9 protein-coding genes are annotated in these 13,654 nt (G+C 44.9%); all 9 read left to right on the top strand.

What is annotated here, in order from left to right; all coding sequences use genetic code 11:
- The first annotated feature begins 52 nt into the window (after window positions 1–52).
- The 9 genes from ACXAGP_RS19415 to melB all read left to right on the top strand — a co-directional run bounded on the left by ACXAGP_RS19415 (window position 53) and on the right by melB (window position 13,637).
- Complete coding sequence (locus ACXAGP_RS19415) at window positions 53–4,594, top strand: EAL domain-containing protein (protein ID WP_475263292.1); 4,542 nt, start codon at window positions 53–55, stop codon at window positions 4,592–4,594.
- Window positions 4,581–5,087: a DUF2244 domain-containing protein gene (locus ACXAGP_RS19420; protein WP_475263293.1), complete on the top strand. Its 507-nt coding sequence runs from the start codon at window positions 4,581–4,583 to the stop codon at window positions 5,085–5,087. Before ACXAGP_RS19415 ends, ACXAGP_RS19420 begins: the two co-directional genes overlap by 14 nt.
- Window positions 5,088–5,197: 110 nt before the next feature.
- Window positions 5,198–6,367, top strand: a complete 1,170-nt coding sequence (locus ACXAGP_RS19425) for a tetratricopeptide repeat protein (protein WP_475263295.1) — start codon at window positions 5,198–5,200, stop codon at window positions 6,365–6,367.
- 43 nt (window positions 6,368–6,410) lie between these two features.
- Window positions 6,411–7,364, top strand: a complete 954-nt coding sequence (locus tag ACXAGP_RS19430; protein WP_475263296.1) for a M28 family peptidase — start codon at window positions 6,411–6,413, stop codon at window positions 7,362–7,364.
- A 196-nt stretch (window positions 7,365–7,560) separates the two neighbouring features.
- Entirely contained in the window at window positions 7,561–7,899 is a 339-nt protein-coding gene (gene glnK, locus ACXAGP_RS19435; RefSeq protein ID WP_229531447.1) for a P-II family nitrogen regulator, read from the top strand.
- A gap of 19 nt (window positions 7,900–7,918) precedes the next feature.
- Complete coding sequence (locus ACXAGP_RS19440; RefSeq protein ID WP_475263297.1) at window positions 7,919–9,175, top strand: ammonium transporter; 1,257 nt, start codon at window positions 7,919–7,921, stop codon at window positions 9,173–9,175.
- 287 nt (window positions 9,176–9,462) lie between these two features.
- Window positions 9,463–11,133, top strand: a complete 1,671-nt coding sequence (gene ggt, locus ACXAGP_RS19445) for a gamma-glutamyltransferase (RefSeq protein WP_475263426.1) — start codon at window positions 9,463–9,465, stop codon at window positions 11,131–11,133.
- Window positions 11,134–11,218: 85 nt separating this feature from the next.
- Window positions 11,219–12,157, top strand: a complete 939-nt coding sequence (locus ACXAGP_RS19450) for a Dyp-type peroxidase (RefSeq protein WP_475263299.1) — start codon at window positions 11,219–11,221, stop codon at window positions 12,155–12,157.
- A 106-nt stretch (window positions 12,158–12,263) separates the two neighbouring features.
- Window positions 12,264–13,637 (top strand): melibiose:sodium transporter MelB, encoded by a 1,374-nt coding sequence (gene melB / locus ACXAGP_RS19455; protein ID WP_475263300.1) that lies wholly within the window; start codon window positions 12,264–12,266, stop codon window positions 13,635–13,637.
- Window positions 13,638–13,654 lie beyond the last annotated feature (17 nt).

The raw sequence follows: 13,654 nt of genomic DNA on the forward strand, positions 1-13,654 counted from the left end.
GATTTTTAACTATCATATTCAATGAGAATTTCAGTTATCGGGTTTATATCACTTGTTTCTTTGTCGTCGTATTTTATTTTGGGCTTTGTTACCTGTATTGCTGGTACCTGCCTCCTATGCTGATAATTTTCAGGCTAATCAACCAGTTACCCTCAAACGCATATCCACTGCTGAAGGACTAACTCAGGGCACTATCAATGATATTTACCAGGATAATACCGGGTTTATCTGGCTGAGTACTGCAGAAGGGCTGAACATATACAATGGTTACAGTGTCAGGCCTTTCGAGAGAGCTGACGGCTTGTTAAAGGGAGCTTATTTTTATTTTGTCACTCAGGACAAAACGGGATTGTTTTGGATATCGGTGTCTGAGCATGGTTTGTATAGCTTTAATGCACAAACAAACGAATTAAAACTGCACTGGGATAGCAGTGAGGATTGGAACCGAGATGTACTGGCCTTTCAATTTGATGAGGGCACCAATACTACCTGGTTTTTTACCTCCGACAACGTCCTCAAATATTCACATCACAGCCAGTCATTAGCTACTGAACCTCAGGTACTTGATAATTTCCTGGAAGAGCAGTTTATCACCACCTCTGAAACGCTAAATGGCTACACCTGGCTGGGAACCAACAAGGGACTGATGCGATTTTCCCCCCTTTCGGGTGAGACTAAGTTAATTCAGTTTTCCACGATTTCTGAACCGGAGCGTACCGATGAATATCAGCAGCGCATTCGGAAATTGATCACTGACCAGCAAGGCCGTCTATGGGTGGCCACAGCCAATGGTTTGTTCTTGTTAACGAAAGAACAACTTCCAGATCGAGATGATTCGAAACAAGAGAAATTGTTTGTAAAACCCGTTATTTCGGGTCTGCAGTTTCATGACTTGTTACTTGAGGAAAACCGCATTTTAGCGGCTTCTAATAAGGGTTTGATGGAAGTGCAACTGGATAATTTGCAGACCCGACAGGTGCTTAGATTCTCAAATTCTAATCAGGACATTTTTAACGATCGCATTATCAAACTGTTCCGAGACAAGAACAATAACTATTGGCTGGCCTCCAATGCTCGGGGGGTGTATGTCTGGAATCCAAAAACTCAAGCTTTCAAGAATTACTTTAACAGTAATACTACCGGGAAAATGCTCAGTAGTAATGAAATTTGGGATATTGAAGAAGTGGAGGCAAACAAACTGTGGATTGGTACCTCAAACGGACTGACATTTCTCGATTTGGAAAAGAATTTCTCAGAATTTTGGTTTACCGAGGAAGCCCAAGAAGGGCTGTTGTCTCAGGTCTACCAAGTGGCTTATCACGATAAGTTAGGCCTTTGGTTAGCAACCAGCGAAGGTGTTCGACTGTTTGATATTGAAACAAAAGCACTGAAGCCGGTTCCTTTGGCGAATGAAGAGCAGCGCACCATATTTGAAGATCAACAGTCATTTTTTTATATCGATCAACAGGAGCAGGTGTGGCTATCGACACTGGATAGTTATTACATTTATCAACCCGACACTGGAATTTTGAAAGAGCTAGCTCAACTGAAAGACAGTGTTAATCCTTATTTTAGCTTTGGATTTATCGGCGAGGTGCCTGGTACCAGAATGATGCTCTTGAGTGCTTCAGGCCAACTTTGGGGAGTAAACACCGAAACCCTTGAGCCTCGCTTATTATACGAACTTGAGAGCTATTCTCCGCAAGAGTTTATCTATGTGGATAACTGGAGTCTGGACAGCGAAAAAGGTTTGGTTTGGCTGAGCTTCACCAGCCATGGATTGGTGGCACTAGCGTATAATGATTGGCACGAAGTACACAGTTTTAAATCAGTAAACTCCAAGAGTATAGATTTTAATTATGGTCTGCTTCAAGACAATAATCGCAGGCTTTGGTTCAGTTCTCACAAAGGCATATTCAGCTATGGATTGGATAATGCCCACCTGATGAATTTCGACTTGTCTTATGGTCTCGCCGCATTGGAGTACAATGCGGGAGCTTGGAAAAAACTAAAGTCAGGCGAGTTGGCCTATGGTGGCGTCAAAGGCTTAACGATTTTTGACCCCGACATTATTGCCAAAGGGCAGGATCCTCACAGGAGTGTCATCATCGACAGCGTTACATTGGCCAATAGAGAGTTAGCATCAAGTTACACTGATTTGGCAGAACGGTCTTTTGCACTTCAGTACAATGATGCTGGTATCAATATCAGTTTTTCTACTTTGGGTTTTGAGCAACAGGATCAAGTTCAATATCTGTATTCCTTACAGGGCAAAGAGACGGTGGATTACCCAATTACAACGGACAATAGTGCTCGTTTTTCACAGTTATCACCGGGGAATTACGATTTTGTCGTGCGTGCTATTTCCCCTGTGACGGGATTTACCACTAAGCCTGCTAAGGTTCATTTTGTGGTGGCTTATGCCCCGTGGAATTCGCCACTTGCAAAAGCCGGGTACGCGTTTGTCGTGTTACTTATCATTACTGCCATCATTTACCGCCGCAAGTTAAAGCAGCGAGTGCTGCTAACCATTAACAAAGAGTTAGTGGACAGTGAGCAGCGCTTACGTATGGCTTTAAAATCCAGTCAAAGCGAAGCATGGGAATGGCAAGATAAAGACAAAATGATCAGTTTTGTGGGCAGTGCCAATCAGAAAAATATGGGAGCCGGGCAGACATTCAGGCAACACTGCCAACAAATTCATCCAGATGATCGAAGCGAATTCATGCGGGAATGGAAAAGCTTATTTGATTCAGACTCAGTGGATGCTTTTAGTTTTACCTATCGCGTACAGCAAGCAGATAACAGTTATCACTGGTATCGCAATGTGGGCCAAATCCTGAAACGCAACGACAGTGGAAAGCCCGTTTTCATCTCAGGACTGTTCACTGATGTCAATGAAGCGCAAACGGCTGTTGCCAGCGCCATGGTGTTTGGTGAAGCATTCCGCAATACCAAAGATTGGGTGTTGATTATTGATTCCGATTTCAATGGTGTGATGGCGAACAACTCCTTTTACAAGGCGTTTAATTATGATCTGGATTCGCAAGTATCCCTGCGCGATGAAGTATTCATTGGCCTGACTGACAAAATGCGTAAGTATCGCCAAATCATGGTACAGATGGCTGTGGGCGAGCACTGGCACGGAGAAGACAATATCGATGTCAAGAATTTGGGGAATCGGGATGTACTGATCAATATCAGTTTGATCAGTATCGAGAATCGAGAAAAAAACCACTATGTGGTGATCTTTACTGACATCACTGAACAGAAAAAAGCAGAAGAAGAAATCAAGCTGCTGGCCAATTATGACACGCTGACACAACTGCCTAACCGCACCTTATTGCTGGACAGAATGGAACACGCCATCCAGGTAGCAGACCGCAACAAAAATACCCTGGCGGTGTTGTTTGTGGATCTAGACCGATTTAAGCAAATCAATGATTCATTGGGACACGATTACGGCGACAAATTACTGCAAGCGGTTGCGACCAGGTTAAAAGAGCGTGTGCGCAAACAAGATACCGTTGCGCGTTTAGGTGGTGATGAGTTTGTGGTGCTATTGGAGTCATTTAAAGATGTCACTCAAGTGGGGGAAGTGGCTCAGGAGTTAAGCCACTGTATTGCGGAGACCATGGCGTTGGGCGAGCACAATGTCAGTATTACTCCCAGTATCGGCATTGCCTTGTACCCCAGCGATGCACGAGTTCCAGAAGAGTTATTGCGAGATGCCGACATTGCCATGTATCACGCTAAAAAAGATCCCGGTAAATGTTATCACTTTTACACCGAATCAATGGATGTAGAAGTCCGCGAAAAACTGCAAAAGGAATCCAAAATTAAGCGTGCTCAAGCTTGCCAGGAGTTTGTAAACTACTATCAACCCATTTTGGATTCTGATAGTGGCCGGGTTGTAGGTGCTGAGTTACTGCTGCGCTGGGTCACCAATGATGGCATCGTACCGCCCAATGAATTTATTCCTATGGCAGAACAAATTGGCTTGATTATTCCAATGACCAATGACGCTTTGCGTCGCGGTTTATCAGATACCGCGGGCTGGCGGAAAGTGGTCCCTGATTTTTATCTATCTATCAACCTTTCCGTTACTCACTTTGAACAGGATGGTGTTGCTGAGAGTATGGTAAGTGTGCTTGATGAATATCAATTGCCAGCGTCTGCTTTACGAGTTGAAGTGACGGAAAGTGCATTGATGTTACATCCCGAAAAAGCGATCACAACGATGCAGCGGTTCCAGTCTTTGGGTGTGCAGTTAGCTTTGGATGATTTTGGTACCGGCTATTCTTCTTTTGCTTATTTAAAACGACTGCCTCTCAATGTAGTGAAACTGGACAGAAGTTTTGTGGCGGGCATTGGCTCTGATGAAAAAGACGAAACCATCGTAGAAGCCATTTTAGGTTTGGCGCAGAACTTGGGACTTTTGGTAGTGGCCGAAGGGGTTGAATCAGAGCTGCACGAAGCGTTTTTAAAACAGCGTACCTGTCAGTACTTTCAAGGTTTTTATTATGCCAAACCAATGGGAAGCGGGGACTTTTCAAGTTATTTGAAGTGCAATCTCAGCGATGGTGAAGACTAAACACTTGCCGGGTAAGGTGCAGATAACCTTGGCACCGAATCGCTCTTTAACGTGGCGACAAAGCAAGTTAATCATGGGCACTTTTGCTCTTTTTTGTTTGACCATCGCCATTATCTGGGCTTTTGTGGGGGCTTGGCTGGTGCTACCTTTTGCTGGGCTGGAAGTGGCACTGCTTTTGTTCGTAACCTGGTTGGTGTCGAAGTCCACCTATCAGAGCCAAATCGTCTTGCTAAGTCCGCAATATATTTCTCTACAAAAAGGCTATGGCAAGCGTTTGCAAGGTTATTTATTTGAATATAGTCAAAGCTATTTGGTTACCTATGAACCCCGTCACCCTGAAGACACATTGGAATTACTGCTGAGAGATAAAATTAAATCCGTACCTATAGCAGAATTTCTGAATCTGGAAGACCAGCAGCGGTTGATCAAGCTGTTACAAGAGCACGGCATAACTCTTCACAAAATTAAGCCGTCTATTGCACTTGATTGTTGAGCGAGTGTAAAACTTCTTTTACCTGTATCAGGTGAATAAACTGATATCTGCGTTGAACTAACTTGAGTGTAAATCCGGTCTAAACTAGTCTTAACAGATAGGAGGTGACTATGCGTATTTCTGGTCTTCTAACTATTTTTGCCATTCTGTTGTTGAGTGGTTGTCAAAGTACTGAGCAAGCTCAAGTGGAGCTTAAACCTGTCTTTCTGGATACTTCTTTTTCTGGTTACGAGGCTGTTCCGGTAGAGTCCGAGCAGGAAATATTTGCCTTAGACTCAGACGCTAAGGTATTTGTAAATAACCTCACCATCGCCAAAAATATGGTGCATGCCAAGAATCGCAATAAGGTGATGGAGGGCTTGATTAGAGCCATTTTCAATCGTTCTGATTTTAATATGATTTACGACAATGGCGCTAACACCACCGCCAGTGAAACCTTCAACAATAGAGCTGCGAATTGTCTGTCTTTGTCGATAATGACTTATGCGCTTGCCAAACAGGCTGGTTTTAACGTGACGTTTCAGGAAATCGAAATCCCAGAATACTGGACGCGAAAAGATGGATACAGCCTGATCAATGGTCATATCAATTTGCGCATTAGTGATGTCAGCGACACCTCTATGATCTTGTTAGAAAACCGCACTATGGTGGTGGACTTTGATCCGTTTTCACCGAAAAAATACTTCCCTTCTACTGAAGTAGATAAACAGCGGGTTGTATCCATGTTTTACAACAACAAAGGCGCAGAAGCCTTGGTAAATGGTGATTACCTTACGGCTTATTCGTATTTAAAAGCTGCTGTTCAAGCCGATATCCTGTTTCAGGATGCCTGGACCAATTTAGGTATTTTATACCGCATGGCTGGCCACTATGATTGGGCCGAAAAAACTTATGAAGAAGCGTTAAAACTCAATCAGGATAACCTGACCATCTGGGAGAACCTGGCGATTTTGCATGAACATCAGGGGCGCCTGGAACTAGCAAAAAACATTCAGGCGTTTGTAACTCAGAAACGTCTCAGCAATCCTTATTATCACTTTATTCTCGGGGAGCAAGAGCTTGAAATGGGCAACTTCCAAGAGGCATTGGCGCACTACAAAAAAGCGATTCGCATAGACGAAAGTCACCATGAGTTTTATTTTGGTATGGCTAAAGCTCACGCCAATTTGGGCAATAGCAAGCAGGCTATGAAATACCTCAAACGAGCGAAGCGAAATACTCAAATTGATGATCTAAAAGATCGTTATCAACACAAAATGGATTTATTTGCCAAACTATAATGGCTTAACGTCGGCATTAATTTTTATTGTTTGCTGCGCATGTTTGCTCAGCATTATTTCTCGGCCAGTATTGGCTGATGAGCAATGTCGTGCTTTAAATCAGCAATATACGCCCGAGCAGGAGCAACTTTGGCAGGACATTTCCTTTCTCAGTGATCCTGATATGCAAGGGCGTAAAGGTGGGACCGAAGGAGCTCGATTGGCGCGTGACTACATTGTACAGCGCTTTGCACAATCAGGGCTACAGCCCTTGACACAACTAGCCTCTCAGCAAGATAAACAGGAGGCTGATTTCGCTTGGCACCATTATTTTTCTCCCGCAAGCCTGTCTTCTGTCAAAAAGGGCGTGAATGTTGTGGGGTATCTGCCAGGAGAAAATCAACAGCAGTTTATTGTCATCACCGCCCATTATGATCATCTTGGGAAAAAGGGCCGGCAGATTTTTGCTGGCGCTAACGACAATGCCTCTGGTGTTGCAGCCTTGTTTTACCTTGCACATAAGTTAAGTGAGCACAAGACTGCGCTTTCTGTATTGTTCCTGGCTACAGACTACGAAGAGGCCGGGTTGAAGGGGGCTACGGCCTTTTTGGAAGATAACCTGATCGCGCAAAGTGACATAAAACTCAATATTAATTTGGACATGATCGCTCAGCCCGGTAGAGAGTGGACTCTTTACGTTTCCGGGACGCACAGACAACCGCAATTTAAACCTGTGATTGAAGAGGTTATCGCTTCTGCATCGATTTGCCTGGAGATGGGATTGGATAAACCCTCTCGCAGTTACGACCGAAAATTGCGTATCGACTGGCGCAAAGCCAGCGACCACTGGGAATTTGCACGCCGTGACATTCCCTGGTTATATCTTGGAGTGAAGGACTATAAGTACTATCACACCCCAAGAGATACTATCGAAAAGCTGTCTCAACCTTTCTACACTGGCGTGGTAAGCACCGCTTTAAATACCGTTATCGCGATGGATGACTTTTTGTCCCGTTAGCTTTAACGTTTTTGCACCATTCTGAATCTCCATCTTGACTGCTGCACCAATAAAGTGCAAATAATGGTTTTGATTCTTACCTGAAAATTGTTAAGTTTATGAAATATATCAATTATTTTCTCTGGCACAGGTTTTGATTATCAAAATACGTGGAACACACCGCTTTTAAAATAGCCAAAAATATGGGGAACAATATATGAAATTAGTCAGTGCCATTATCAAGCCATTCAAGCTTGATGATGTCCGTGAAGCAATTTCGGACATCGGGATAGACGGCTTAACCGTGACAGAAGTCAAAGGTTTTGGTCGTCAAAAAGGTCACACCGAATTATATCGTGGTGCCGAATACCAGGTGGACTTTTTACCTAAAGTGAAGTTAGAGATTGCCGTACAAGACGATCAGGTTGAGCGTCTTGTAGAAGCTATCGTTAACGCCGCTAAAACCGGGAAAATTGGAGACGGTAAAGTCTTTGTTTTCGATCTTGAACACGCCGTTCGTATCCGTACCGGTGAAACTGATAGCGACGCTATCTAAGTCACATTAGGAGAACACAATGGAAACAACATTCGAATTACAATACGCACTAGATACTTTTTACTTCTTGATATGTGGTGCCCTGGTAATGTGGATGGCAGCAGGTTTTGCCATGTTGGAAGCGGGTTTGGTACGCGCTAAAAACACCACTGAAATACTGACTAAGAACGTCGCTCTGTATGCAATTGCCTGTACTATGTACATGATTTGCGGTTACTCCATCATGTATGGTGGTAGTGATTTCTCACTATTTTTAAGTGGTATTACTGGTGATGGTGCAACAGGCGCTGAAGATCCAGCTACCTATGCTCCGTCTGCGGATTTCTTCTTCCAGGTGGTATTCGTTGCTACAGCAATGTCTATCGTATCTGGTGCCGTTGCTGAGCGCATGAAGCTTTGGGCATTCCTTGCTTTTGCGGTTGTTATGACTGGTTTTATCTACCCAATGGAAGGTCGTTGGACTTGGGGTGGCGAAGCCGTATTTGGCATGTACACTTTAGGTGACTTAGGTTTCTCTGACTTCGCCGGTTCAGGTATTGTACACATGGCGGGTGCCGCAGCTGCTCTTGCTGGTGTTATCCTGCTGGGTGCTCGTAAGGGTAAATACAGCGCTGACGGTAAAGTTAACGCTATTCCGGGGGCGAACTTGCCACTAGCCACTCTAGGTACATTCATCCTTTGGATGGGCTGGTTCGGCTTTAACGGTGGTTCCGTATTGGCGACAGCAAGCGTTGAAAGCGCTAATGCCGTAGCCGTTGTATTCATGAACACTAACGCTGCAGCTGCTGGTGGTTTGATTGCTGCTCTTGCCGTGGCTAAATTCATGTTTAAGAAAGCGGACCTGACCATGGCCTTAAACGGTGCCTTGGCTGGTTTGGTTGCCATTACTGCTGAGCCTTCAACACCTACGCCTCTGCAAGCAACACTATTCGGTGCTTTAGGCGGTGTATTAGTTGTCTTCTCTATCGTAGCTCTGGACAAGTTCAAGATTGACGATCCAGTAGGTGCGATTTCAGTGCACGGTACTGTTGGTTTGTTAGGTCTGTTGCTTGTTCCAGTAACTAACCCACTGACTGAAGACGGTGGTGCTTCGTTCAGCGGTCAGTTAATTGGCGCGTTAACCATCTTCTTATGGGTATTCGTAGCGAGCTTCGTAGTTTGGTTTATCCTGAAAACCGTGATGGGTATCCGGGTATCTGAAGAAGAAGAATACGAAGGTGTTGATACCACTGAATGTGGTATGGAAGCCTATCCAGATTTTACTGTGAAAAGCTAATTTCATATTAATCAGGAAATTGAATAATAACAAATTTGGGCGGCTCGTTTGACATCCGACCCGCTCCACCAGAGTTCCTTCAGGAACCGGGGGAAACCCCAAAATAGCTTCATATGCTATATGCCCTTTTTCGCCCCGGCACTGCCGGGGCTTTTTCGTATAATGTCTTGGCGGTTATAGCAGAAATTTTTTTAAACTACGATCCTGTAGTAATGTATGTCAGTATCAAGAAAAAAATCTAGCACACTCAGGAGCTTGTCTTGAAAAGCCGTACATTACTCACCTTAATACTCAGCGCTTTGCTGCTCATTAGTTTTTCCGGAAATGCTTTTGACCGAGTCACCGGGAAACACTTTGCCAGTCGTTCGGAAGTGATCGCCCAAAATGGCATGGCTGCCACTAGTCAGCCACTGGCTACTCAAGTGGCATTGGATGTTTTGAAAGCTGGTGGTAATGCCATTGATGCTGCTATAGCTGCAAATGCTATGCTGGGCTTGGTGGAGCCCACAGGTTGCGGCATTGGCGGTGATTTGTATGCTATTGTTTGGGATGCAAAGTCGAAAAAACTACACGGTCTGAATGCCTCAGGGCGCTCACCTCAAAGCTTACAAATGAGCCATTTTGAAACGCTAGGGTTAGAGAAAATTCCATCCTTTGGCCCTTTACCTGTTTCGGTACCTGGCGCCGTGGATGGTTGGTACCAGTTGCATGATAAATTCGGCTCTATGCCGATGGCGGAGCTGTTGAGTCCGGCGATTCAATACGCCCGAAATGGCTTTCCTGTGTCAGAGTTGATTGCCCACTATTTTGCCTTAAACGAAGCGCGCATAGGCCATTATCCCGGCTTTAAAGAAACTTTTTATGTTAACGGCGGCGTGCCTAAAAAAGGGGATATTTTTACTAATCCGGCGTTAGCTGCCACTTATGAAAAGATTGCCACTGGCGGGCGTGACGCTTTTTACAAAGGCGATATCGCTCGCATTATTGCTGCCTATATGAAAGAGCAAGGTGGATTTTTGCAATACGAAGACCTGGCGTCACATACTTCAGACTGGGTGGAGCCCTTATCTACCAGCTATCGAGGTTATGATGTCTGGGAGTTACCGCCCAACGGACAAGGAATAGCTGCACTGCAAATTTTGAATGTGATGGAGCTATTTGATGTGGAGGAGATGGGTTTTGGTTCCTCTGACTATGTTCACGCTTTTGTGGAGGCGAAAAAGTTAGCCTTTGAAGACAGAGCGCGTTTTTATTCCGATATGGACTTTAACAAACAGCCTATTGATATGTTGATCTCCAAAGAGTATGCACAAACCCGCAGACAGCTTATTGATATGAATAAAGCGGCGAAGCGCTATGATGCAGGCCCTTACGAAGGAGACACTATTTACCTCACTACCGCTGATAGTGAGGGCAACATGGTGTCGTTGATCCAGAGTAACTACCGAGGTATGGGCTCTGGCATGACTCCAACAGGGCTTGGGTTTGTATTACAGAATCGAGGCGAGTTATTTGCTTTGCAGGCGGATCACTTTAATGCCTATGCCCCCGGTAAACGCCCGTTTCACACTATTATTCCGGCGTTCGTTACCCGTAACGGTAAACCCTGGATTAGCTTTGGAGTTATGGGCGGTGGCGCACAACCACAAATGCATGCCCAGGTGATAATGAACCTGATTGATTTTGGTATGAACTTGCAGGAAGCCGGCGACGCGCCGCGCATCCTTCACAGTGGCTCCAGTCAGCCCACAGGTGAAATGATGATAGATGGCGGTTTTGTTAGTCTGGAAAATGGCTTTTCAGCGCAAACGCGACGGGAATTGCTGGGCAAGGGGCATTCTTTGCGTGAAGTCTCAGGTTGGTTTGGTGGTTATCAGGCCATCATGCGGGATCCGAAAACCGGTGTATATTACGGTGCTTCTGAGAGTCGTAAAGACGGTCAGGCGTCAGGATATTGATTATCTGGCGCTGAAATTAACGCAAATATTCACGCTTTAAAAAATATGCGATATTCTTAAGTATCGCTTTTTATTCAGGAATCTTATGCCACAACCACAAAAAGGCATCTGTGCAGAGCCAAATCTGCATGCCTTGTATTTGATGTTCAATGTGATTGATGAGCAAGATCATGCGATTCGAGAAAAGCTGGCTAAAATCCTCGATGTCTTCAATCACTACGACGAAGAGCATTATGAAGCCATGATTTCGGGGGTTGTGGCGATTGGTAGCAACTATTGGATGGAGCTGTATCCAGGTGAGCTACCTCTCGAACTCGCCCCTTTTCCTGATATGTCCTGCGAAGATCGCAGTGCACCTGTGGTACCCAGTGATTTGTTTATTCAAATTAGGGCCGATAGAGCCGATATCTGCCATGCCATTGGTGTGGAGGTTTATGAGCTGCTAAAGATTCACGTAGAGCTGGTGGAGCAAGTAAAAGGCTTCCGCTATCTGGATGGTAGAGATCTCACTGGCTTTGTGGACGGCACTGAAAACCCCAAGGGCATGAAGAAGCTAGATGTGGCGATAGTAGCTGATGAAGATCCCAACTTTACTGGTGGTAGCTATATCCATGTGCAGCGCTACCGTCATAACCTGGATCGTTGGAATCAGGTGGAAGTGGAAGAACAGGAAAAGATTATCGGTCGCACCAAATCGGATGATGTTGAGTTTCTATCCCATAAAAAAGCCCGCTTTGCCCACACTAAACGCACCAGCTTAAAAGATGAAGAGGGTAACAGCCTGGAAATCCTGCGACAAAGCATGCCATACGGCAATATGAAGGTGCAGGGCTTGTTTTTCGTTTCCTGCTGCAAGAGTAGTAAACCCTTTACTAAAATGCTGGAAAGTATGATTTTTGGTGATGAAACAGGCACTTACGATAAGTTACTGGATTTTACTACGCCTGAAACAGGGGCCGCCTATTTTGCGCCATCCGTGGACTTTATTAAACGCTTAGGAAAAATCCCGCCAGCGCATTTTTAGCCTACTCACAAATAAGTCTTCTGTCTTATATAAAACTGGTGCTTTTTAATGTGGTTTGATGATAAATTGCTATGCTTTTACATGGTAGCAACTTCAGATAACCCTAATGAGTGCACAAATCGATAACCACATCAGTCTAAAAACCAAAGCCAGCTATGGTATAGGTGCGCTCGGAAAAGACTTTGCAGTATCCATCATCTATGTCTATCTGATGTTCTATTATACAGATGTTGTCGGGTTATCTGCGGCCTTTGTAGGAACCCTGTTTTTGTTTGCCCGCATCATCGACGCCGTTACTGACCCTATGATGGGGATGGTAGTGGATAATACCCGAACGCGTTTTGGTAAGTTTCGGCCCTGGATCTTAATCGGAACTTTGGTCAATGGGGCCTTTTTAGTTGCGGTGTTCAGCACACACCATTTCGAAGGCAGCATGCTCTATGTTTATGCTGCGATCACTTACATCCTTTGGGGGGTTACCTACACCATCATGGATATTCCCTATTGGTCTATGATACCGGCGCTTTCTGATGACAGAGGAGAACGGGAGAAGCTGGTGGTATGGCCGCGTATCTTTGCCAGTATTGCATGGATGATTATGGGGACTTGGGGATTGTATGCCGTAGGTGTACTTGGCGGAAAAGACAAAGGCACAGGCTTTGTCTATTTGACGCTATTAATAACGGTCTTTTTTATATTTAGTAGTGTCCTGACCGTGCTCAATGTCAAAGAGAAGGTGACGGTAAATACCCATACTGAGAAGTTTGGGCTCACCGATGTTGTCGCGATTCTCTCAAAAAATGACCAACTCAAAGCACTGTTTGGTTGTGTATTGTTTTTCAATCTGGCAATCCATCTTATTGGTGGTTTTGCTATTTATTATTTTACCTATGCCATTGGCCGAGATGACTTGTTTCCTGTTTTTATGGCGGCCAGCGGCATTTCCGAAATCCTCGGGGTTTTTCTGTTTCCTCGTTTATCAAGGATCTTACCGCGTCGCTTTATGTGGTTTTTGGCCTGCGGCTTCCCGGTATTGTGCTGTTTTATCTTGGCTTTTGCTGCTTTTGCCGCACCAGAAAACACCTTGCTAGTGGCTGCTGCAGGGGCTTGTCTTAAGTTTGGCTTTGGCATTGCCAATGGACTCGCAACAGTGATGTTGGCTGACGTCGTGGACTACGGTGAGCACAAAACCGGCAAGCGTAGCGAGAGTATCATTTTTTCAGTGCAGACCTTATTGGTGAAAGGCGCAGGCGCGCTGGCGGGATTCTTTACCGGGGTAGGGTTGTCAGTGGTGGGGTATATACCCAATGAGCAGCAAAGCACAGATACCATTTGGGGAATTCGCACCCTGATGATAGGTGCGCCTTTTATTTTGATGTTTTTCAGCGCGTGGGTATACAAAAAGTGGTATCACCTGCATGAAGGGTTTTCTCCTGAGAACAACAAGCTCAAACACCCAAAGCAACCAGTTATTACTTAACTTTTCAAAGAGATCAG

It is taken from the genome of Planctobacterium sp. AWM4_229 (genome assembly GCF_056160305.1).

What these genes read in the sequence shown, in the direction of transcription:
- ACXAGP_RS19420 (WP_475263293.1), top strand. Translation starts at nt 4,581, where the DNA reads ATGGTGAAGACTAAACACTTGCCGGGTAAGGTGCAGATAACCTTGGCA.
- ACXAGP_RS19425 (WP_475263295.1), top strand. Translation starts at nt 5,198, where the DNA reads ATGCGTATTTCTGGTCTTCTAACTATTTTTGCCATTCTGTTGTTGAGT.
- glnK (WP_229531447.1), top strand. Translation starts at nt 7,561, where the DNA reads ATGAAATTAGTCAGTGCCATTATCAAGCCATTCAAGCTTGATGATGTC.
- ACXAGP_RS19440 (WP_475263297.1), top strand. Translation starts at nt 7,919, where the DNA reads ATGGAAACAACATTCGAATTACAATACGCACTAGATACTTTTTACTTC.
- ACXAGP_RS19450 (WP_475263299.1), top strand. Translation starts at nt 11,219, where the DNA reads ATGCCACAACCACAAAAAGGCATCTGTGCAGAGCCAAATCTGCATGCC.
- melB (WP_475263300.1), top strand. Translation starts at nt 12,264, where the DNA reads ATGAGTGCACAAATCGATAACCACATCAGTCTAAAAACCAAAGCCAGC.